At 64.0% G+C, this 20,513-nt stretch carries 20 protein-coding genes and 1 pseudogene; 7 read left to right on the plus strand and 14 right to left on the minus strand.

What is annotated here, in order from left to right:
* Positions 1–132: 132 nt before the first annotated feature.
* From XI05_RS17540 to tolQ, 5 genes are all read right to left on the minus strand, one after another.
* Positions 133–2,463 (minus strand): putative bifunctional diguanylate cyclase/phosphodiesterase, encoded by a 2,331-nt coding sequence (locus tag XI05_RS17540; RefSeq protein WP_212254257.1) that lies wholly within the window; start codon positions 2,461–2,463, stop codon positions 133–135.
* A gap of 258 nt (positions 2,464–2,721) precedes the next feature.
* The gene (gene tolB, locus XI05_RS17545; protein WP_442869285.1) at positions 2,722–4,068 is read right to left on the minus strand and encodes a Tol-Pal system beta propeller repeat protein TolB; all 1,347 of its coding nucleotides are present in this window, start codon (positions 4,066–4,068) and stop codon (positions 2,722–2,724) included.
* A gap of 41 nt (positions 4,069–4,109) precedes the next feature.
* A complete protein-coding gene (locus XI05_RS17550; RefSeq protein WP_172784780.1) occupies positions 4,110–5,069 on the minus strand; it encodes a protein TolA in 960 nt (319 codons plus the stop codon).
* A 4-nt stretch (positions 5,070–5,073) separates the two neighbouring features.
* On the minus strand, positions 5,074–5,526 hold the full coding sequence (tolR, locus tag XI05_RS17555; protein ID WP_172784781.1) for a protein TolR: 453 nt from the start codon (positions 5,524–5,526) through the stop codon (positions 5,074–5,076).
* 43 nt (positions 5,527–5,569) lie between these two features.
* Positions 5,570–6,286: a protein TolQ gene (gene tolQ, locus XI05_RS17560; RefSeq protein WP_172784782.1), complete on the minus strand. Its 717-nt coding sequence runs from the start codon at positions 6,284–6,286 to the stop codon at positions 5,570–5,572.
* 438 nt (positions 6,287–6,724) lie between these two features.
* On the opposite strand from tolQ, the gene XI05_RS17565 reads away from it, so the two are divergent.
* On the plus strand, positions 6,725–7,240 hold the full coding sequence (locus XI05_RS17565) for a DUF2231 domain-containing protein (RefSeq protein WP_271503887.1): 516 nt from the start codon (positions 6,725–6,727) through the stop codon (positions 7,238–7,240).
* Between the two features lie 10 nt (positions 7,241–7,250).
* Here the strand turns inward: XI05_RS17565 and XI05_RS17570 are convergent, their stop codons facing one another.
* Complete coding sequence (locus XI05_RS17570) at positions 7,251–8,018, minus strand: serine O-acetyltransferase (protein ID WP_271503890.1); 768 nt, start codon at positions 8,016–8,018, stop codon at positions 7,251–7,253.
* A 312-nt stretch (positions 8,019–8,330) separates the two neighbouring features.
* Here XI05_RS17570 and XI05_RS17575 point away from each other — a divergent pair, with 312 nt between their 5' ends.
* The gene (locus tag XI05_RS17575) at positions 8,331–9,494 is read left to right on the plus strand and encodes an acyl-CoA desaturase (protein WP_271503893.1); all 1,164 of its coding nucleotides are present in this window, start codon (positions 8,331–8,333) and stop codon (positions 9,492–9,494) included.
* A 156-nt stretch (positions 9,495–9,650) separates the two neighbouring features.
* Here XI05_RS17575 and XI05_RS17580 read toward each other — a convergent pair whose 3' ends face one another.
* From XI05_RS17580 to XI05_RS17595, 4 genes and pseudogenes are all read right to left on the minus strand, one after another.
* The gene (locus tag XI05_RS17580) at positions 9,651–10,142 is read right to left on the minus strand and encodes a DUF2852 domain-containing protein (protein ID WP_172784786.1); all 492 of its coding nucleotides are present in this window, start codon (positions 10,140–10,142) and stop codon (positions 9,651–9,653) included.
* 122 nt (positions 10,143–10,264) lie between these two features.
* A complete protein-coding gene (locus XI05_RS17585) occupies positions 10,265–11,005 on the minus strand; it encodes a TetR/AcrR family transcriptional regulator (RefSeq protein ID WP_271503896.1) in 741 nt (246 codons plus the stop codon).
* Positions 11,006–11,132: 127 nt separating this feature from the next.
* A complete protein-coding gene (locus tag XI05_RS17590; RefSeq protein WP_271503899.1) occupies positions 11,133–11,498 on the minus strand; it encodes a hypothetical protein in 366 nt (121 codons plus the stop codon).
* Between the two features lie 52 nt (positions 11,499–11,550).
* Positions 11,551–11,954: pseudogene (locus tag XI05_RS17595) on the minus strand (YciI family protein).
* A gap of 418 nt (positions 11,955–12,372) precedes the next feature.
* On the opposite strand from XI05_RS17595, the gene XI05_RS17600 reads away from it, so the two are divergent.
* From XI05_RS17600 to XI05_RS17615, 4 genes are all read left to right on the plus strand, one after another.
* Positions 12,373–14,037: a methyl-accepting chemotaxis protein gene (locus XI05_RS17600; RefSeq protein ID WP_271503902.1), complete on the plus strand. Its 1,665-nt coding sequence runs from the start codon at positions 12,373–12,375 to the stop codon at positions 14,035–14,037.
* A 303-nt stretch (positions 14,038–14,340) separates the two neighbouring features.
* Positions 14,341–15,129 carry an SDR family NAD(P)-dependent oxidoreductase gene (locus tag XI05_RS17605; RefSeq protein WP_271503905.1) on the plus strand — a complete coding sequence of 263 codons (789 nt, stop codon included), beginning with the start codon at positions 14,341–14,343 and terminating at the stop codon, positions 15,127–15,129.
* A 127-nt stretch (positions 15,130–15,256) separates the two neighbouring features.
* Positions 15,257–15,694 (plus strand): hypothetical protein, encoded by a 438-nt coding sequence (locus XI05_RS17610; RefSeq protein ID WP_172784791.1) that lies wholly within the window; start codon positions 15,257–15,259, stop codon positions 15,692–15,694.
* Positions 15,695–16,079: 385 nt separating this feature from the next.
* Entirely contained in the window at positions 16,080–16,424 is a 345-nt protein-coding gene (locus XI05_RS17615; RefSeq protein WP_271503908.1) for a hypothetical protein, read from the plus strand.
* Between the two features lie 104 nt (positions 16,425–16,528).
* On the opposite strand, the gene XI05_RS17620 is transcribed toward XI05_RS17615, so the two are convergent.
* The 4 genes from XI05_RS17620 to XI05_RS17635 form a co-directional block, all read right to left on the minus strand.
* Positions 16,529–16,942, minus strand: a complete 414-nt coding sequence (locus XI05_RS17620; RefSeq protein WP_271503911.1) for a VOC family protein — start codon at positions 16,940–16,942, stop codon at positions 16,529–16,531.
* Positions 16,943–16,967: 25 nt separating this feature from the next.
* Complete coding sequence (locus XI05_RS17625) at positions 16,968–17,507, minus strand: SRPBCC family protein (RefSeq protein ID WP_271503913.1); 540 nt, start codon at positions 17,505–17,507, stop codon at positions 16,968–16,970.
* Between the two features lie 170 nt (positions 17,508–17,677).
* The gene (locus XI05_RS17630) at positions 17,678–18,964 is read right to left on the minus strand and encodes an RNA polymerase sigma factor (RefSeq protein WP_271503915.1); all 1,287 of its coding nucleotides are present in this window, start codon (positions 18,962–18,964) and stop codon (positions 17,678–17,680) included.
* Positions 18,961–19,329, minus strand: coding sequence for a YciI family protein (locus XI05_RS17635; RefSeq protein WP_271503916.1), 369 nt, complete (start codon positions 19,327–19,329; stop codon positions 18,961–18,963). The genes XI05_RS17630 and XI05_RS17635 overlap by 4 nt, the downstream gene beginning before the upstream one ends.
* Positions 19,330–19,469: 140 nt before the next feature.
* Between XI05_RS17635 and XI05_RS17640 the strand changes: the two genes are divergently transcribed.
* Positions 19,470–20,435, plus strand: coding sequence for a 2-hydroxyacid dehydrogenase (locus XI05_RS17640; protein WP_271503918.1), 966 nt, complete (start codon positions 19,470–19,472; stop codon positions 20,433–20,435).
* The last annotated feature ends 78 nt before the right edge of the window (positions 20,436–20,513 follow it).

Below are 20,513 nucleotides of genomic sequence, written 5' to 3' on the forward strand. Positions count from 1 at the left end.
AGCAACTTCCGCGAGTGAGCACAAGTTAATAGTTCCTTAAAGAAATTGCAAAGCGTTAGAAACGTTAGGGTTAACCTTTTGCTCCCCGTAAAAACACCGACACGAAGAGCCTTTGTGAAGTCGGAAGGGAGGTCAGGCGATCGATCGCGCCGAAGCTGCGAGGGACTGATCGTTGCCGCCGCGAACGCCGTAGGAGGCATTCAGCAGCTGACGAATGCGCACGGCAGGGACTGGCCGGCTGAACAGGTATCCCTGCGCTTCGGTCACTGTCCCGTCGGCGTTGATGAGCTCGAGTTGCTCGTTGGATTCAATTCCTTCCACCACCACCGACATACCGAGGTCGGCGGATAGCCGCGCCACCCCCCGCAGCAGCGTCAGCGGACGGTCCGAGTCGATGCCTTCCAGGAAGGAGCGGTCGATCTTCACCTTCTGCATGGGGAAGTTGTGCAAATAGCTGAGGCTGGAATAGCCGGTGCCGAAATCGTCCAGCGAGATGCGCACGCCGAGCGCGTGCAATTGCGACAGGATGTCGTGCGTCAGCTGGGTGTTACGCAACAGCGAGGACTCGGTGATCTCGATCTCGAGCCGATGCGCCGGCAGGCCCGACACTTCGAGGGCATAGCGGATTTCGCTCAGGACGTCGCGCTGGTGGAATTGCTGCGGCGAGAAGTTGACGGCGACGCTGACGCCTTCCGGCCACTTCATGCATTCCACGCAGGCGCGGCGCAGGATCCAGCGGCCGAGATCGACGATCAGGCCCATGTCCTCGGCGACCGGGATGATGTCGATCGGCGACACCGTGCCGCGCACCGGATGATTCCAGCGCAGCAGCGCTTCGCAGGTGGTGATCTTGCCGGACTTCAGATTGACCAGCGGCTGATAGAACAGCTCGAACTCCTCGTTGGCGAGCGCCTTGCGCAGGTCGAGTTCGAGGATGCGGCGGGCCTCGACGGTCGCCGCCATCTCGTCGCGGAAGAAGCAGAAGGTGCCGCGACCGTCGGCCTTGGCACGGTACAGCGCCATGTCGGCGTTCTTGAGCAGCGTGTCGGCGCTGGTGCCATCCGGCGAGGTCAGCGCGATGCCGACGCTGGCGCCGATCTCGACCAGGTGATTGTCGATGCGATAGCGCTCGCTCAGCCGCTCGACGATGCGGCGGGCGAGCGCCGCCGCGTCCTCCGGCGAAGCGAGGTTCTGCTGGAACACGACGAACTCGTCGCCGCCGAAGCGGGCGACGAAATCTTCGGGCCGCAGCATCTCGCGCAGGCGGTTGGCCACCGCACACAGGAGCTGGTCGCCGCAGGGATGGCCGAGCGTGTCGTTGACCTGCTTGAACTGGTCCAGATCGATGAACAGCAGTGCGGAGAGCCGCTCGGCATGATGCGTGCTCGCCAGCAGTCGCTCGATCTCGTCACGGAAGCTGACGCGGTTCGGCAGCGCCGTGAGATCGTCGAAGCGGGCCAGATGGCTGATCCTGGCCTCCGCCGTGCGCCGCTCCGTAATGTCCTCGAGCAGCACCACCGCACCGCCGTCAGCCATCGGCTGGACGGTCCATGACAGCGAACGGTTCCTTTGTGAATCGGGGTCGGCGGTGATGATCTCTTTCGCATGCGCGTTTTCGATATCGGCAATGATCGCGGCGCCGCTCGCGGCCGAGATCGATCCCCCCTCGACACATGCGGCGACGATGTCGCGCGCTGTCATGCTGCTCTGGGTGAGATTGCCGGGCAGTTTCATCATGGCGGCAAAGCGGTGGTTCATCACCGCGAGCTGGCCGTCGATGCGAAACATGCAGAGCCCGTGCGGCATGTTGTTGAGCGCCGTGTCGAACTGGCCGGCGAGCGCAGCCTCGCGTTCGCGTGCGACAACTGCGCGCAAGAATATCTTGTGCAGATTGCCGGACAGACGCATGACCGAAAGGAGGAACGCGGCGCAGACGACGGACATCGCGACGTAATAGGGCGTGCGGTGCAGCGCCAGCGCGATCACGGCCGGTCCGAAGATCAGAGTGGCTTGCAGACGAAATATCCACTGCCGTCCATAAGCTCTCCCGGCCCCTCCCGCCACGATTCCGGTGGTGACCGAGAGCGCAATCATGTGGGCGACGGCATCTTCATTGCTCAACAGCGTCGTGGAACACCAGAGACCGATTACGGCCGCCTGAATGAGCGCTCCAATCTGGTAGCGCTTCTGCCAACGCGCCGCTTGTTCGGCGCTCAGAACCGATTTTTGGGCCTGGTATCGACTGAGATCGAAAGCGCGTATAGCTCCCGCAAGAATGAGAAGCGGAACAAAGCCCCAGAGCAGCACCTGTCCGGTCTTGAGCGCCGTCAGCGAGGCGGAGAACGCCGAGAACACAATGCCGGTAAGCACCGTGCCGGGAGCTTCGAACAGCGAATCGGTCAGCGCCGCCGAGATCGTCGGCGAGGCCTGGTCCGGCTCTCTGCTCTGGCTTGCGAACTGCATTGGTGTTTGTACGCGCGTCCTGTTTGCCGCGTACTTTTATCCACTTCAGGTGAAGCTTTTCTGAGGGAACATCGTTAAAGTCGAGTTGTTTTCGGCAACGACGAAATGATTTTCGCCTGATATATCAGGCAGGTAGGAAACTCTCGCCGGGGCACAAGGTGAAGGAAGTGTTGCCCTTCGTAGAGAACGCGGAAAAATCGGCGCGTTTTTTCGAAAACATCGCGCGTCTGAACGCGCGATGTTTCGGTTGCGATGTCGTCAACCCGACGTCGAGGACAAGAGCGGCGACCATGCCGGGTCGGAGGCAAAGCCCGGCGTCGGCACTTTCAACTCGTTGCGGCCGGAGATGTCGACGGAGTACAGCGACGGCCCGCCGTTGCCGCCGGGATCGCGGAAGAACATCAGCACGCGGCCGTTCGGCGAGAAGGTCGGGCCTTCGTTGTGGAAGCCTGAGGTGAGCAGCCGCTCGCCCGAGCCGTCGGGCTTCATGACGCCGATCGCGAACTGGCCGCCGCCCTGCCGGGTGAAGGCGATGTAGTCGCCCTTCGGCGACCACACCGGGGTGGAATAGCTGGCGTTGGTGTCGTCCTTGGAGAAGGAGATGCGCTGCGCCTGTCCGCCACCCGCGCTCATCACGTAGATCTGCGACCTGCCGCCACGATCGGACTCGAAGCAGATCCGGCTGCCATCGGGCGAATAGGACGGCGAGGTGTCGATCGCCGGCGTGTCGGTGAGACGCGTGGTCGAGCGCGAGCGCAGATCCATCACGAACAGGTTGGAATTGCCGCCCTGCTGAAGGCTCATGATGACGCGCTGGCCGTCCGGCGAGAAGCGCGGCGCAAAGGTCATGCCGGGGAAATTGCCGACGATCTCGCGCTGGCCGGTCTCGATGTTGTAGAGATAGACCTTCGGATCGCCCTGGCCGAACTCCATGTAGGTGATCTCTTGCGAGTTCGGCGAGAAGCGCGGCGTCAGCACGAGGTCGGAGCCGCGGGTCAGATAGCGCACATTGGCGCCGTCCTGGTCCATGATCGCGAGCCGCTTGACGCGGCGCTCCTTCGGCCCGGTCTCGTCCACGAACACGACGCGGCTGTCGAAATAGCCCTTTTCTCCGGTCATGCGCTCGTAGATCTGGTCGGAGATGATGTGCGCGATGCGGCGCCAATATTCCGGCGAGGTGAAATATTGCTGGCCGGCGAGCTGCTGGCCGGAGATGACGTCCCACAGACGGAATTCGGCCTTGAGACGGCCGTCCGGCTGCCGCGTCATGCGGCCGGTGACGAGCGCCTGCGCGTTGAGGGTCTTCCAGTTCTGGAATTGCGGCGCGACGTCCATGTTGTTGATGCGCTCGATGAAGGCGGCCTGGTCGATCGGCGCGAACAGGCCCGAGCGCTTCAGATTGTTGGTGATGACCTGCGTGACGCCGTTGCCGACGTCGCCGTCGGACGGCGAGCCCGGCAGGAAGCTGGTGATCGCGATCGGGATCGGCTGGAATGCCGTGGGATCGATGCGCAGGCGCCCCTCCTGCCCTTGAGCGAAGGCGCGTCCGCTCCCGAGCATCGCGAGCGTCGATCCGGTCAGGGTCATGAAGCGGCGGCGGTTCATCGAGCTCACGTCATTCATCGCAAAATTCTTTTGTTCGGATGTCACAACATATCTTTCAGGCCGAAAGTCATCGGAATGAGCTTCCAGCTCTCGTACTGCTGCTTCGGCATGAAGGAATAGACCTGGCACTGCACGATGGCGCGCTTGGCGCTCTCCGCCACCGCCTGCGCGATCGACCGCGACGGTCCACGCACTGCGACGACGATCGGCTCGGAGGCGAGCGATCCGTCGATCTTCATGGGAATGTCGATGTCGGCCTCGTACTGATCGGCATCCTGCCCGTTATAGGTGGGGGTGAAGCAGCGCTTGACGGCGCCCTGGAATGCACCGCGCCAGGTCGCGACATTGTTGGCGGCCGTCCCGGTCGCCGCCCCCAGCGATGCCGACGCGTTCAGCGTCGACCCGGCGAGCTCGTGCCGGGTCGCGGCGCGCTTGTCGAGGTCGCGCTGGATCTGCGCGGGATCGAAGGTGCGCTCCTTGGGCTTGGGCTGCTGCTGCGGCTGCACCGCCGCGACCTTCTGCTCCACGGGCTTCGGCGGCGGCTTCTTGGTCTCCATCTTCTTCTGCAGCTCGGCGATCGGATCTTCCTTGGCCGGATCAGGCTTCTTGTCCTGCGGCTTCGGCTCTTCCTTCGGCTTGGCCTCGGCGACGGGCTTGGGCGGCTCCGGCTTCTTCTCGACCGGCTTCTCGACGGGCTTTGGCGGCGGCTCCGGCTGCGAGTTGGTCTTGATCAGCTCTTTCTTCTCGGTGACCTTGCCGACGGCGTCTTCCTCGGGCTTCGGTTCGGCGATCTTCTCGACCTTGGGCTTCGGCTCTTCCTTCTTGCCGGTCTTCTGCCCCGCCATCATCTTGGCGAGCTGATCGGTGGAGATGATGTCGACCGGAAGCGACTCCTCCGGCGCGATGTAGGCCTTGCTGCTGAAGGTGACGAGCCCCCATCCCAGCACGAGGACATGCAGGGCAATCGACGCAACGAGTGTCTTGTCGACGTTCACCTTCACGGCCTCAAGACCCCTGATCCGCTTCCGTGACGAGCGCCAGCTTCTTGAATCCGGCGCCCGAGAGCTGGCCCATCACCTTGGCCACGGTGCCGTAATCCGCCTTCTTGTCGGCGCGCAGATAGATGCGCTCCTCGAGGCCGCCGCGCGCATCGGTGATCGCCTTCAGCTTCGGGATCAGCTCATTCAGCGCAATCTCGGTATCGTTGATGAACACCTTGCCCTTGATGTCGACCGACATCTGGATCGGCTTCTGGTCGTTGTTTTCGAGGCTCTTGGCATTGGTCTGGGGCAGGTCGAGCGGCACGCCGACGGTCAACATCGGCGCCGACACCATGAAGATGATGAGCAGCACCAGCATGACGTCGACCATCGGCGTGACGTTGATCTCGGCCACGACCGGCTTGCGCCGGCCGCGGCGCCCGCCGCCGCCGGACGAACTCGCAACGTTCATGGCCATGATCGCGTGCCCAAATTGCCCTTCACACTATACATGCCGTCGTTCAGCCCCGCTCGTCGATCTGACGGGACAAGATGGCTGAAAATTCATCAGCAAAGCCCTCGAGCCGCTGGGCCTGCCGGTTCACCTCGGAGGTGAACTTATTGTAGAAAATAGTGGCAGGAATGGCGGCGATAAGGCCGACGGCGGTCGCAAACAGCGCCTCGGCGATGCCGGGGGCGACCACCGCCAAAGAGGTATTTTTCGACGCCGCGATCGACTGGAAGCTCGACATGATGCCCCAGACCGTGCCGAACAGGCCGACGAAGGGGCCGGCGGAGCCGACGGTCGCGAGCACCAAGAGGCGCCGTTCCAGCCGCTCCACCTCGCGCGCGATCGAGACGTTCATCACCTTGTCGATGCGCATCTGAAGCCCTGCGACCGAGCGGGCATGGCTCTCGAACGAGCGCTTCCACTCGCGCATCGCCGCCACGAAGCAGGCCGCCATGGAATGCGTCGGCTTGGCCGACAGCGTGCGATAGAGCTCCTCGATCGACTCGCCGGACCAGAACGCCTGCTCGAACCGGTCCATCGAGCGGCGGGTGCGCGCGTAAAGAAAGATCTTGTCGATGGCGATCGCCCAGACCCAGACCGAGCAGGACAGAAGTCCCAGCATCACCGCTTTCACGATCCAGTGAGCCTGCCAGAACAGCGCAATCAGCGACACGTCGGCGGAGGCAGCAACCGGAAGGGCTGACTGAGCCAATTCGGCCGGATTCATAAGCAGTATCCTCTCAAGGCGATCGTTACCTAATGTCCTTCGGCCAGCAAATCTCGGCCGGTATTCCCCAACAGCCGCGCTGGACCCGCGCGGCCGGCAAGCCTGCTCAAAGCCTTGTCTTTCTGGGGTGCAGGGCTCGTCCAAAGGCTCGTTAAAGCCGGCCGCCTGCATTCCCCGCCAAGATGTCAAAACTAAGGGGCCTCGACCCCAGGCCTTGACGTCGGGCTCCGGGCACGCCTGTCCAGCCTTACCAGAGCCCGCCGATGGTTAATGCGGGGTTACCGGCAGCGCATTTGGCTGCGGGAAACGCAGGCCGCACAGGGGGATGAAGGGACGCTGCGTCGCACCCGGAGCACGGGTTCCGCGCACAAGGCAGCCGGAGGAACCAGCTTTCGCGCCAAAAATTGTCCGGAAAATCACTTTCAGCGAGGTCCTGCCATGTCGATCAACCCCAAGACGACCGCCGCCATCGGCGATCACCCGCTCCACCCCATGCTGATCCCGTTCCCGATCGCGTTCCTGGTCGGCGCCCCCATCGCCGATCTGGCCTTCATCGGAACCGGCGACGGCTTCTGGGCGCGCGCCGCGATGTGGCTGATCGGCGCCGGCATCGTCATGGCGCTGGTTGCCGCCGCAGCCGGCTTCACCGACTTCTTCAGCGAGCCCCGCATCCGCCGCCTGAACGATGCCTGGTATCACATGGTCGGCAATCTCGCGGCGGTCGTGCTGGCCCTGGTCAATTTCTATCTCCGCTACGCCCAAGGCGCGGAGGCGGCGATCAAGCCATGGGGCGTCGTGCTGTCGCTGATCGTAGTCGGCATCCTTCTGTTCACGGGATGGAAGGGCTGGGAGATGGTCTACCGCCACCACGTCGCGGTGCTGGATGCGCCGGGCCAGACCAGCTCGGAGCCGGTCAGCCCGCATCACGGCGGCGAACGTCGCCGCGCCGCGTAAGCGAGGGCCCTCAGGCGGCCGATGCTGCCTCGGGGCAGTTGATCAGCCGCGCGGGATTGCCGACCGCGGTGCAGCCAGCGGGGATATCGCGCGTCACGATGGTGCCGGCGCCGATCTTCGCGAGATCGCCGATGCTGATGTCGCCGAGGATGCTCGCGCCCGCGCCGATGAAGACGCCGCAGCCGATGCGCGGCGAGCGCGCCGGCAATTCACTGCTGCGGCCGATGCTGACGTTCTGGAGAATGGTGACGTCGTCGCCGATGACGACGTTGGCGCCGATCACGATGCCGCTGGCGTGGTCGAGATACACCGCGGAGCCAATGCAGGCAGCCGGATGAATGCTGACCTGGAGCACGTTCGAGGCCTCGTTCTGAAACAGCAGCGCGGCATCGCGATGATCGTGGCGCCACAGCCAGTTCGAGACGCGCCAGGCCTGCAGGGCGAGGTATCCCTTGTAATGCAGCAGCGGCGGCAGCAGGCCGGCGACGGCGGGGTCGCTGCGCGCGATGGCCACGAGATCTCGGCTGGCAGCTTCGATCAGGTCCGGCTCGCCACCAAAGGCGTCGCGGGCAAAGGATGTGAAGCGCGCGCGTTCGGCGGCATTGCTGCCGAGCCGCTGGCCGATCAGATCGGCGAGCGCCGCGGCGAAATCATCATGAGCGAGAATGGCGCCGGCGAGCGCCTTGCCAAACACGGGATCGGCAGCGGCCGCGCGCTGCGCCTCGCTGCGAAGTCTCCGCCAAAGGCTGTCGCTCGCCATCGTCGCAGCTTCCGCCATTGCCGCCTCCGGTATTCTGGCGCGTCCTACTCAGGTGCCGAATATAGGACGTGGGTGGCCCCCGCGCCACGGCGCACGCGTGGCCCCCAAACAACATGCCGCAGCTCCCCGTGAGGCTACGAGCTTGCATGCCAGGCACCCGCGACCATATAGTTCGCTTGCTATTCGGCCGGCGCTGCGTTGGCCGGGGATGTACACGCAGAGCATCTCAAGCCCCCCGCGGTGGTCCGCCACCCGCGGGTTTTTCGCACCCGACGTCCTGCGCGGCCGATGCGAATACCCGATCCCCCTCACCCAAGGTCACGCCAAGACATGTCGCCCAACGCGCTCGCCGACGACCACCATGACGACGTCATGTACCCCTCCGCCATACCGTTCGTGCTGGTCCATCTCGGCTGCTTCGCGGCCATCTGGTCGGGCGTCACATGGCAGGCCGTCGCGATCTGCGGTTCGTTGTACGTCGTGCGCATGTTCGCAATCGGGGCAGGTTACCACCGCTATTTCTCTCATCGGGCCTTTGCGACAGGGCGCGCGTTTCAATTCATCCTGGCCTGTCTCGCGCAGAGCAGCGCACAGAAGAGCGTTCTGTGGTGGGCGGCCAAGCATCGGCACCATCATCTCCATTCCGATACCGAATTGGACGTGCACTCACCGCGCCAACGCGGCTTCCTGTACAGCCATGTCGGCTGGATTTTTTACCGGCAGCACGACGCGACCGACCTCGTGAAGGTCGGCGATCTCACGGTCTATCCGGAGCTGATGTGGCTGCATCGGCTGGAGCTTCTGCCGGCCGTCGTGCTTGCAGTGCTCTGCTTCCTGGCTGCGGGCTGGTCAGGTCTGATCGTCGGCTTCCTCTGGAGCACGGTGCTGGTCTATCACGCGACCTTCTGCATCAACTCGCTGGCCCATGTCCATGGACGCAAGCGCTACGTGACAGGCGACGATTCCCGCAACAACTGGCTGCTGGCCTTACTCACCCTGGGAGAGGGCTGGCATAACAATCACCACGCCTACCAGAGCAGCGTGCGACAAGGCTTTCGCTGGTGGGAGGTCGACGTGACCTATTACATCCTGAAGGTCCTGTCCTGGTTCGGCATCGTCTGGAACATGAAGGCGCCGCCCGAACTGGTGCTGCGCAACGAGCAGCAGCTCGGCGCACGGGTCATCAACAGGGCAGCCCGCCAGCTCGCCGGGCAGTTCGACGCTCACGCGCTGGCGCACGCGATCTCGTCGGCGCTGCACAGGGCCGACCTGGCCCAGCTGCAACTGCCGACGCTGCACGACATCTTCAATCGCGCCCACGAGAGCGTCGATGCGCTGACGCATCTGCATCTGCCGAAGATCCCGACCCGCGACGAGTTCCTCGCCGAAGCCAGGGCGATGTTCGCGCGAACGCGATCGCTCAACGAGATCGTGGACCACGCCTACGAGCATTTCCTATCGTCGGTTCGCGCGCAGCTCGTCACGGTTCGCTGACCAGGGTGACCTGCAAGGCCATCTGAACGTCGCGGCTGCCCAGCCGCCCCCCCAAAACCAAACCGCCCGCCTGCGGGTTGCGCAGGCGGGCGGCTCGGGGCCATCAGGACTTTGGGGGCATGCGCCTGAAGGCTTTGAGAGGTGGACTTCTTCGGATCAACCCTGCTGCTGGTCGGTCGGCGGCGGGGTCGGACGCGTCTTGTGCTGCGCCATGAACTGGTCGAACTCTTCCTTGTCCTTGGCGTGACGCAGGCGGGTCAGGAAATCCTTGAACTCGCGCTGCTCTTCCTCGAGGCGCTGCAGCGTCTCGGCGCGATATTCGTCGAAGGCGCGGTTGCCGGAGGACGGCGGGCCGAAGCCAAAGCCGAAGCCGCGGCGATCCATGCGGTCGCGCATGCGATCCATCTTGTACTGCATCTTTTCCATCTTGTTCTGCCAGCGATCCTGGTGGCTCCAGCACGACATTCTTCTGCTCCCGAGTGTGAAAAAGAGAAGGGCAAGTCCGATCGGCCACCAGATGATGAAGCCGAGAATGGTCACGGCGATCCAGCCGGGATGCCAGGGCGTATCGAGCATGCGGGGGCGCTCGTACTGTTGGTATTGGTCCGAAGGGCCGCGCCATCGATTGACATCAGCGGTGTAGGCCATTTCCCATCTCCATCACGGCAACTGCGCCGTTGTGAATGTAAATAACATTTACATAGCTAGACTATCCCGCGATTTTGTCAAGCTGGCCGCCAGACACGCCCGCGTGATTATTTCGCGCAATCTTATTTCGGCTTGCCCCAGGGGCCGCCGGGCGGGACGCCCGAACCGGAGGGAGCCTCCGGCGGCACCGGCGGCGGCGCGGCGCCCTTGGCCGCAGGACGGCGGTCGGTCGGGAAACCGAGGCCGCGCAGATAGATCAGCACCTCGGCCTCCAGCAGCTCGTCCGGCGACATCGGCAGCTTGCGGCGCGCAGCATCGCCCCGGGAAAACAACGAGGCCACGCCATGCGCCATCGACCAGATGTGCAGCGCCATCATCATCGCCGGCGGTCGGGGCGTGCCCGGTGGCGTCAGCGCGGCGAGCCGCTCGGCTGCGGCTCGGATGATGTTGAAGGCGCGTTCGCTGGCCGCCTGAAGTGCGGCATTGGCATCGACCGGCACGCCAGATTCGAACATCGCATTGTAGAAGGCCGGCTCCTCGCGGGCGAAGGCGAGATAGGCCTTGCCGACGCGCTCGAACGCGGTGACCGTATCGGGCCGCCCGTCGTCCCAGGCCGCGGACAGGCGCGCCTCGAACTGCTCGAAGCCGCGCTGCGCGATCGAGGACAACAGCTCCTCGCGGTCGCGGAAATGCCGATAGGGCGCCGCCGCACTGACGCCGGCCATGCGCGCGGCATCGGCGAAGGTGAAGCCGGCCGCCCCCTTCTCGGCGATCAGCCCGAGGGCCGCCTGCAACAGGGCTTCCTTCAGATTGCCGTGGTGATAGCCGCGCTCGGCGCGGCGCTGCTCCTTGCGCCAGCTCATGTGAACGACCTTTACATGAGCCGGGCGTGAAGGTCACTAGCGGCGATGGGGCGTGATTAACCCCGTAGTCTCCGCAGTCGTTCCGAAGTGGCTCGAAGAGCCGCCCCGGAATGACGATCGCCGGAAGCTACATCTGCGGAATCGGCAGCACGGGCATGACCTCGATGGCCTCGCCCGGGAAGATCGCAAAATGCGGGTGGTTCTCGAACAGCTTTGCAGCGTCCTCCTGCGAGGCGGCGCGCACCACCGTGAAACCGGTCAGCGCGTTGCTGATCTCGGTGATGCCATTGGCGTCGATCCTGCGGGTCTTGCCGAGCGGGCCGCCCATCTCGACGATCACGGCTTTGTGCTTCTCGACCCAGCCGTGCCAGGCCGCCATGCCCTCCTGCTCCTTCGCCTTCCGTTCGGCCTCGGGCAGTGCGCGCCACGCCGCCATTTTCGATCCCGTCATGCTGCCGAGATAGATGGCGAGGAATTTGTGTTCGGTGCTCATGGTTTTCTCCTGGGGTTGAAAGAGTGGGGACATCACGCAGCGGCTGTGTCGTCTACGTCTTCAGGTCGCCAAACCCGGCGATGATCTCCTGCACCTCGGGCGAGTAATCGGCGATCTCGTGCACCTGCCGGATTTCGATGATCTCGTTCGGCGAAGCCGGGCACTTCCTGGCCCACGCGATCGCTTCCTCGCGCGAAGCGACCTCGATCATCCAATAGCCGCCCAGGACTTCCTTGGCTTCCGCGAGGGCCCGTCGGTCACCACAGGCTTGCCGGTCGCGAACGAGACGCGCGCGCCGGTCGACGGCGGGTGCAGCCCGTCCAGCGTGATCAGCACGCCCGCATCCTTCAGCGCCTCGTTGTAGCGCATCATCGCCGCAACGCGCTCGGGATCGAGCTGCACCTCCGGCGGCGCGTTCTCGTAGCCGAGCGGGATCATCAGCATCATGAATCGCATGGGGCTCCTCGCCTTTCATCGTCGGGGAGAGCGCGGCCGAACCGTCCGCCTCACCTGCAAGACGAACGGACTTTCAGGGAACCGACATGCGGCGTGAGAAAATTTCCTCGGCCGACCTGGCCCCGGCGCGTGATGATTCTCAGGACGCCGCGCCCTGCATTTGCGCAGACCCCGGCAACACGGCGCGAAAAATCATGCGCGTTCGCCCCGTACAAATACGGAGCCCATATGTACCTAAACGTGCATACAGAGCTGAAATCTCTCTAGATTGAAGGATGTGGCCAATACACGTTTAAATAACCCGAATTCTTACGGGGTTGCAGGGTTTACAGATGGTCAAGAAGAGCATGCAACTTTTTTCATCAGAGAACGATACGCCAGTCCTTTCAATCGCCCCCGAGAATATTGCGGAGCTCACGTGTTCAATTTCCAAAGCAAGAAGGTCAGACACGCCATCGCAGAAGTCGAGGCACTCGATCAATCTCAGGCCGTGATCGAATTCGACCTCGACGGCACCATCCTCGATGCCAACGAGAACCTGCTGAAGATGACCGGCTATACGCTCGCCGAGATCAAGGGCAAGCACCACAGCATCTTCGTCAGCCCGGCCGAGCGCGAGAGCGCCCGCTATCGCGACTTCTGGGCCAGCCTCAACCGCGGCGAATTTCAGACCACTCAATACCAACGTTTCGGAAAGGGCGGGAAGGAACTCTGGATCCACGCCTCTTACGCGCCGCTGCGCGACGAGAACGGCAAGGTCGTCAGCTTCATCAAATTCGCCACCGACATCACCGCGTACAAGATCAAGACCATGGAGGATTCCGGCAAGATCGCCGCGATCAATCGCGCCCAGGCGGTGATCGAGTTCAACATGGACGGCACCATCGTCAGCGCCAACGAGAACTTCCTGAAGGCGATGGGTTACTCGCTCGACGAGATCAAGGGCAAGCATCACAGCATGTTCGTGACGCCCGAGGACCGTGCGAGTGCGGCCTATGCCGCGTTCTGGGCCAAGCTGAACCGGGGCGAGTTCGAGGCGGCCGAATACAAGCGGCTGGGCAAGGGCGGCAAAGAGATCTGGATCATCGCCACCTACAATCCGATCCTCGACGAGAACGGCAAGCCGTTCAAGGTGGTGAAGTTCGCAACCGACGTTACCGCGCAGAAGATGCAGGCCGCCGACAATAACGGTCAGCTCGCCGCAATCCAGAAGTCGCAGGCCGTGATCGAGTTCAACATGGACGGCACGATCCGCACCGCCAACGACAATTTCCTGAAGGCGATGGGCTATTCACTGGCGGAGATCAAGGGCCAGCACCATTCCATGTTCGTCGAGCCGAACGAGAAGAACTCGGCGGCTTATCGCCAGTTCTGGGAGACCCTCAATCGCGGCGAATATCAGGCCGCCGAATACAAGCGGATCGCCAAGGGCGGACGAGAGATCTGGATCCAGGCCTCCTACAACCCGATCTTCGACCTCAACGGCAAGCCTTACAAGGTGGTGAAGTACGCCACCGACATCACCGCGCAGGCGATCGGCCGCAAGAAGGCCGACAATGCGCGCGGACTGATCGAGGCTGTCGCGGCCGGCAGCGAACAGATGAGCGCCTCGATCCGCGAGATCTCGGAGACCATGGCGAAGTCGCGCGAGACGTCCAAGGTCGCGACCGCGAGGGCCGAATCCGCGGACAGTCAGGCCCATAAGCTGGCCGCAGCTGCGCAAGCCATGAGCGGCATCGTGGAGATGATTTCGGGCATCACGAGCCAGATCAACCTGCTCGCACTCAACGCCACGATCGAATCGGCGCGTGCGGGCGAGGCCGGCCGCGGCTTTGCGGTGGTCGCCTCCGAGGTGAAGAATCTCGCGAATCAGGCCAAGCAGGCGACCGACACGATCACCTCCGAAATCGAAGCCCTGAACGTCATCTCGGGCGACGTCGGCAGCTCGCTCACCGCGATCAAGGCCGCGATTGCCGGCGTCAACGAGTTCATCGCCTCCACCGCGGCCGCCGTCGAGGAGCAGAGCATCGTGACATCGGACATGTCGGCCAACATGCAGCGGGCCTCGGCGGAACTGGCCTAGGCGCCCGCTTTATCGCCATCCTGAGCGCTCGCTGTCTCCACAGCGACATTGCGAGCGCAGCGAAGCAACCCAGAATCCCCTCCGGGGCGGCAATCTGGATTGCTTCGCTGCGCTCGCAATGACGGAGCAAGGAGCGACGCCGTCGTTCCCTAACTTGTATCTCGCCTTGCAGGCCCGGGGCTTCGCGCTCTCCGAGCGTACAAGCGACCGGCTCGACCAGCATGGGCCTTTCGTCCTCTGACCAAAGCACAGTAAAAGGACCGCAAGCTCAAGCACGCACTTTGCCCCGAGGACAGATTCTCCATGCCGCAAGCCCCGCAAAAAATTGCCCTCGTCACCGGCGCCGCCCGCGGTATTGGGCTGGCAACCGCGAAGAAGTTTCTCGCCGAGGGCTGGCGCGTGGCGCTGCTCGACATCGATGGCGACCTGCAGGCGAGCGCGGTAGCGGCGCTGGAAAACCGCAATGATGCGCTGGCGATCACCTGCGACGTAGCCGACGCAGCGGCTGTCGGAACCGCAATGGACGCTGTCATGAGCCGCTTCGGCCGGCTCGATGCGCTTGTCAACAATGCCGGCGTTGCCGCGTTCGCACCGGTGTTGGAGACCAGTGACGCCGATTGGAACAGGATCATGGCGGTCAACCTCACCGGCCCGTTCCTCTGCACCAAGGCGGCCGTGCCCTTGATGCGCGACGGCAACGGCGGGGCCATCGTCAACATCACCTCGATCTCGGCCGTGCGCGCCTCGACGCTGCGCTCGGCCTACGGCACCAGCAAGGCAGGCCTTGCGCACCTCACCAAGCAGCTCGCAGTCGAACTCGCCTCGCTCAACATCCGTGTCAACGCAGTCGCGCCTGGACCGGTCGACACCGCCATGGCCAAGCAGGTGCACACCAAGGAAATCCGCGCCGACTATCACGACGCCATTCCGCTCAACCGCTACGGCCTGGAGGAGGAACTCGCGGAAGCGATCTATTTCCTGTGCTCGGGCAGCGCGAGCTACATCACCGGCCAAATTTTGGCCGTGGACGGCGGCTTCGATGCGGCGGGTATCGGCCTGCCGACGCTGCGCGGGCAGAGGCGCAACGGGTAGGCACAGGATTTGTAGGGTGGGCAAAGGCGCAACGCGCCCTGCCCACCATCGATCCAAATTTGGCGGTACGGATGGTGGGCACGCTCCGCTTTGCCCACCCTACGGAATCGAGTTCGTGGAGAGTACCATGCAACGCATCACCTTCCTCAAAACCCTGATGCTTGCATCCGCGCTGCTCGTCGCCGCGCCGGCGGCGGCCGAGATCCGCATCATCCAATCCCCGGGTGGACAGGTCGGGCCGTTCCTCGATCTGTTCGAGAAAGTGCGCGAGAGCGGCGAGCGCGTCGTGATCGACGGCCCCTGCCTGTCCGCCTGCACGCTGGTGCTGAGCATCGTGCCGGGCGAGCGCATCTGCGTCACCAAGCGTGCGGTGCTCGGCTTCCACGCCGCGCGATCGGTGGACCGGCGCGGCCGCTTCTATGCCGAACCGGAAGCATCGGTCGCGGTGCTTGCCGCCTATCCAGGCCCGGTGCGCGACTGGATCAGCCGCCGTGGCGGTCTTAGCTCGCGGCTGCTCCTGTTGAAGGGGCGCGATCTCGCCGCGATCTATCCGCGTTGCCGCTGATACAGCCGGCAGCCGCCAACCGCTTTCAAAAGAGCGTCTGGATCACCGGCGCCAGTTTCGCGCTGGCGCAAATGAGCATTCCCCAGAGAGCAAAGTTGATCTGTAGCGCCGCCGCCATCGGTCGCTCCCCTTCCACGTGACGTCCATCCCGGTTTGTAGCTTTTATGACTCACCAATAACGATTCTGACGTGCATATCACAGCCCAATATTGCGCCAATTGTTGTGCGATGCAGCTGATGCCTCACTGCGTCCGCAAAGTGATGCGAAAGCACGACTCATATTCGGCCATGCTGGCAAGCTTGTTTTGCCTTGAGTTCCATTGAACCGACGATGCGCGTGTCTCTCGCAGATCCTGCGCGCCGCTTATGGAGGCAAAAGCCCGGCATGATTCGACACGGCTTCATCGTGCTTACTTTTTGCACAGCGCTGATCGGATGCGCAGAGGCGCAGGAGCGCCGCGCCATCGCATGGGATGGTCTCGGCAAGGACCCGAACCGTCCGCATGTCGCCAAGCGGCGCGTCACGACCGGCGCGCCGGCCGCAAGTGATCCCAATCAGGAGCGGGAAAAGGTGCTCGGCACATTGCGCCCATATTCCGAGGCGTGGTGGGCGGTCCAGGACGAGATACAGGCGGAGAACGACAAGAAGCTCGGCGCCAAGCTCGTGATCTGTCCTCGCTGCGTGGAATCGTCGCCGCCGCGCGAGGACGCCACCGGATCAATCCGGTGAGAGGAGAAACGGCCGATCGGCGCGTGACGTAACGAAGCGTACGTCCCCTCTCCCGCAGAATTGGAGAGAGGGGATCGCAACGCGACGGATCGCGCTCGCGCCCGTCACATGCCTTCGGCCGGGCAATTCACCATCCAGGGAATGCCGAACTTGTCGACGCACATGCCAAAGCCCTTGGCCCAGAACGTCTTGCTGAAAGGCATGGTGACGCTGCCGCCGTCGGCGAGCGCGTTGAACTTGCGCTCGCCATCTGCAGGATCCTTGACCGTGAGCGAGACCGAGAAGCCCTGCGGCTTGTGAAAGTGCTCGGCCGGCGCATCGGAGGCCATCAGCACGCTGCCGTCGGGCAGCGACATGCGCGCATGCATGATCATCTTCTCGCGGCCGGGCGCGGCCGGCATTTCCGGCGGAGCATCCGATGCGCGCATCATTGCGTCGATCTTGCCGCCGAGAACCTTGGCGTAATAGTTGAACGCCGCTTCGCAATTGTCCTGGTAGAACAGATAGGGATTGAGCATCGTTTCTCTCCTCTTCGTTGCAGTCCTATTGCTTCTCGGTGAGCTTCTTCAGGCCGGCGAGGCCCGCCTCGAAATCCTTGCCGATCATGCTGTCCATGTTGATGAACACCTGCATGACCTTGGACAGGAACGGGGCCGGACCGTACATCGCCCATGTGACGAGTGTGGCATCGCCTTGCGGCACAAAGGTGAACTCCGCGGTGTTGTGGCCTTCGAACGGCCGCTCGAAATCGAGCTTGATGCGGAGCTTGGAGGGCCCGTTCGCCTCCAGGATCTCCATATGGCCGGCGCCGACATTGTTGTTGCCGTCCCAGGCATAGGTCGCGCCCTTGCCTGCCGCGGTTCCGCCGAACGTCCGCCTCATGGCGGGATCGCGGGTCTCATAGGGCGACCAGGCGGTCCAGCGATGGAAGTCGGCAACCAGCGGATAGATCGCAGCGGCCGGCGCCTTCACGGCGAGCGCGCGCTCGACACGGAGCGTATCGGGTTTGGTCAGGGCGAAGACGAGGACCGCGGCAATGCCGACGGCGAGAACGATGGCGATGACGGCAATGGCTTTCAGCATGAGGGCTCTCCTGGATACGGGATTAAGACGAAGGAGAACGGCTGGGGCCGACAAGACGGAAACGGAATTATTTCAGCGTCATTCCGCACCCGAAGGGTGAACCCGGAATCTCGAGATTCCGGGTTCGATGCTTCACATCGCCCCGGAATGACGGTTTAGGGGCACCTGCCCTACTTCGTCTTCGCGCTTTCCTTTGCCCTCGGCTGGCTGTCCCGCATCAGGCGATCCAGATGCATGCGGATGTGGGCGGCTTCGGCCGAGGTGTTGGCGAGCGCGATGGCGCGGTCGAAGGCGATTCGGGCTTCGTCGTTGCGGCCGAGCTGCATCAGGAAGGCGCCGCGCACGCCGTAGAAATGGAAATAATTGGCGAGCTTCGGCGCCAGCGGCTCGATCAGCTCGAGCGCGGCCTGCGGCCCGCGCACCTTGGAGACCGCGACCGCCCGGTTGAGCGTGACCACCGGCGAGGGCTGCACCACTTCGAGCGCGCCGTAGAGCAGGTCGATCTCCGTCCAGTCGGTCTCCTCCGGCGTCGCCGCGCGCGCATGCAGCGCGGCGATCGCGGCCTGGATCTGGTAGGGCCCGCTGCGGCGGTGGCGCATCGCCTTGTCGATCAGCGCGAGGCCCTCCGCGATCATGGTGCCGTTCCACAAGGAACGATCCTGATCGTCGAGCAGGATCAGCGAACCGTCCGCGGCAAAGCGCGCGGCGCTGCGTGCATGCTGCAACAGGATCAGCGCGGTCAGACCCATGATCTCCGGCTCGCTCGGAAACAGCCGCAGCAGCAGCCGCGCCAGCCGGATCGCCTCCTCGCACAGCGGCTTCCTGATTTCAGCCGTGTCGCCGCTCGCCGAATAGCCTTCGTTGAAGATCAGGTAGATCATCGCGGCGACGCCGGCGAGCCGTTCGGAGCGCTCGACCGCGCCGGGCGCCTCGAACGGTGTCCCGGCCTCGGCGACCTTTGCCTTGGCGCGCGTGATGCGCTGCTCCATCGCCGCTTCCGAGACCAGGAACGCGCGTGCGATCTGCTTTACCGTGAGGCCCGAGACGATGCGCAGCGCCAGCGCGATCTGCTGCGTCGCCGGCAGTCCTGGATGGCAGCAGATGAACATCAGCCGCAAGATGTCGTCGCGATAGTGCGAGCCGTCGAGCCGCTCGGCCAGCGCGCCTTCGGCGTCGTCGAGATCGGAGATCGCCTGATCGTCCTCCGGCAGCGGCTGCTGCCTGCGCGCGCGTCGCACCTCGTCGATCGCAACGTTGCGGCCGACCATGATCAGCCAGGCCGCGGGATCGCGCGGAGGCCCGTTCTGCGGCCAGGTCTTCAGCGCGCGCAGGCAGGCGTTCTGAAAGGCCTCCTCTGCGGTGTCGAGATCGCGGAAATAGCGCAGCAGCGCGCCGACCGCCTGGGGTCGCGCCGAGGTCAGCGCAGTCTCGATCCAGGCGGTATCGGCCTCGCTCACGTCAGGTTTCCTCCGGGCCGGAACACGCCGACGGGACGCACCTCGTAGGCGCCGCCGGGGTTGGCGGCAGCCAGCTCGCGTGCGGCGTCGAGGGCGTCGTCGAGATTCTTGCAGTCGACGATGTAGAAGCCGAGCAGCTGCTCCTTGGTCTCGGCATAGGGGCCGTCGAGCACCAGCGGCGGATCCTCCTTGCGCAGGGTCGCCGCCGCAGTCGTCGGCAACAGCCGCGCCACCGGCCCGAGCCGGCCCTGCTTGGTGAGCTTCTCCTGCACCACGGCGAGCTTCTTCATCACGGCCTCGTCCTGGTCCTTGCTCCAGGAGCCGACGAAATCCTCATCGTGATAGCAAAGAATGGCGTAAAGCATGGCCGGCACTTCCCTCGTCTGTTCTGAAGACGCGCCAATATGCCCCGCGCCGACAGCGCTGCGGAAAAAAATTGCAAGAAAAATCCGGCAGATCGTGCCAAGGAGGGCCTTCTCGAGCGGAACCTGAAGAGGCACTTCGAATGACCCTGGGCACACTGGCCGTCCTGATCAACAGCACGCAGCAGAACTGGCTGCCGGAGCGCTGGAAAGCCCGGTTTGACGCCGTCTGCGGGGACCGCCGCGTGGTGCTGCTGCCGGACGCCGGGCTCGATCCGGCGGAGGTGCATTATGCGGCGGTGTGGAAGCCGGTGCCGGGCGATCTCGGTGCGTTCCCAAATCTGCGGGCGATCTTCAACCTCGGGGCGGGCGTCGACGCGCTGATGGCCGACAAGAGCCTGCCCGAGGTGCCGCTGGTGCGCGTCGCCGTGCCCGATCTCACCAACCGCATGACCGAATATGTCGTGCTGCACGTTCTGATGCATCACCGCCAGGAGCTTTACCTCCGGCAATCGCAGCGCGAGAAGCGCTGGGAGCCCAGATATCAGTGGCCGGCCAGCGCGATCACGGTCGGCGTCATGGGACTGGGCACGTTGGGAGCCGACGCGGCCGACGTGCTGCGGCGGCTCGGCTTCCGCGTCGCCGGCTGGAGCCGCAGCCCGCGCACGATCGACGGCGTCGAATGCTTCCATGGCACGGCCGGCATGGACGCATTCCTGCGCGCGACCAATATCCTGGTCTGCCTGCTGCCGCTGACATCAGACACGCACGGCATCCTCAACGGTGACGTCTTCGCAAAGCTCAACCGCAGCAGTCCGCTCGGCGCGCCGGTGCTGATCAATGCCGGCCGTGGCGGCCTGCAGAACGAAGCCGATATTCTCGCCTGCCTCGACGACGGCACGCTGGGTGCGGCCTCGCTCGACGTCTTCGTGCAGGAGCCGCAGCCAAAGGACAGCCGGTTCTGGACCCACCCCAAGGTGGTGCTGACGCCGCACAATGCCGCCGACACCGACGCGGATGCGATCTCGGCCTATGTTGCCGAGCAGATCGCGCGGTTCGAGGCGGGCGGGAAGCTGGAGAACGTGGTGGACCGCGCAAGGGGCTATTGAGACCGCCTGAGAGGCGCACGACCGCACGCTCCGGCATCCCGTTCACCGTCTCTTAGCGAGAAGTTGATAGGCCTCGTT

Origin of the sequence: Bradyrhizobium sp. CCBAU 11357, assembly GCF_028128865.1 — a bacterium.
GTDB lineage: Bacteria > Pseudomonadota > Alphaproteobacteria > Rhizobiales > Xanthobacteraceae > Bradyrhizobium.

What these genes read in the sequence shown, in the direction of transcription:
- XI05_RS17540 (WP_212254257.1), bottom strand. Translation starts at nt 2,463, where the DNA reads ATGCAGTTCGCAAGCCAGAGCAGAGAGCCGGACCAGGCCTCGCCGACG.
- tolB (WP_442869285.1), bottom strand. Translation starts at nt 4,068, where the DNA reads ATGAACCGCCGCCGCTTCATGACCCTGACCGGATCGACGCTCGCGATG.
- tolR (WP_172784781.1), bottom strand. Translation starts at nt 5,526, where the DNA reads ATGGCCATGAACGTTGCGAGTTCGTCCGGCGGCGGCGGGCGCCGCGGC.
- tolQ (WP_172784782.1), bottom strand. Translation starts at nt 6,286, where the DNA reads ATGAATCCGGCCGAATTGGCTCAGTCAGCCCTTCCGGTTGCTGCCTCC.
- XI05_RS17565 (WP_271503887.1), top strand. Translation starts at nt 6,725, where the DNA reads ATGTCGATCAACCCCAAGACGACCGCCGCCATCGGCGATCACCCGCTC.
- XI05_RS17570 (WP_271503890.1), bottom strand. Translation starts at nt 8,018, where the DNA reads ATGGCGGAAGCTGCGACGATGGCGAGCGACAGCCTTTGGCGGAGACTT.
- XI05_RS17575 (WP_271503893.1), top strand. Translation starts at nt 8,331, where the DNA reads ATGTCGCCCAACGCGCTCGCCGACGACCACCATGACGACGTCATGTAC.
- XI05_RS17580 (WP_172784786.1), bottom strand. Translation starts at nt 10,142, where the DNA reads ATGGCCTACACCGCTGATGTCAATCGATGGCGCGGCCCTTCGGACCAA.
- XI05_RS17585 (WP_271503896.1), bottom strand. Translation starts at nt 11,005, where the DNA reads ATGAGCTGGCGCAAGGAGCAGCGCCGCGCCGAGCGCGGCTATCACCAC.
- XI05_RS17590 (WP_271503899.1), bottom strand. Translation starts at nt 11,498, where the DNA reads ATGAGCACCGAACACAAATTCCTCGCCATCTATCTCGGCAGCATGACG.
- XI05_RS17605 (WP_271503905.1), top strand. Translation starts at nt 14,341, where the DNA reads ATGCCGCAAGCCCCGCAAAAAATTGCCCTCGTCACCGGCGCCGCCCGC.
- XI05_RS17610 (WP_172784791.1), top strand. Translation starts at nt 15,257, where the DNA reads ATGCAACGCATCACCTTCCTCAAAACCCTGATGCTTGCATCCGCGCTG.
- XI05_RS17615 (WP_271503908.1), top strand. Translation starts at nt 16,080, where the DNA reads ATGATTCGACACGGCTTCATCGTGCTTACTTTTTGCACAGCGCTGATC.
- XI05_RS17620 (WP_271503911.1), bottom strand. Translation starts at nt 16,942, where the DNA reads ATGCTCAATCCCTATCTGTTCTACCAGGACAATTGCGAAGCGGCGTTC.
- XI05_RS17625 (WP_271503913.1), bottom strand. Translation starts at nt 17,507, where the DNA reads ATGCTGAAAGCCATTGCCGTCATCGCCATCGTTCTCGCCGTCGGCATT.
- XI05_RS17635 (WP_271503916.1), bottom strand. Translation starts at nt 19,329, where the DNA reads ATGCTTTACGCCATTCTTTGCTATCACGATGAGGATTTCGTCGGCTCC.
- XI05_RS17640 (WP_271503918.1), top strand. Translation starts at nt 19,470, where the DNA reads ATGACCCTGGGCACACTGGCCGTCCTGATCAACAGCACGCAGCAGAAC.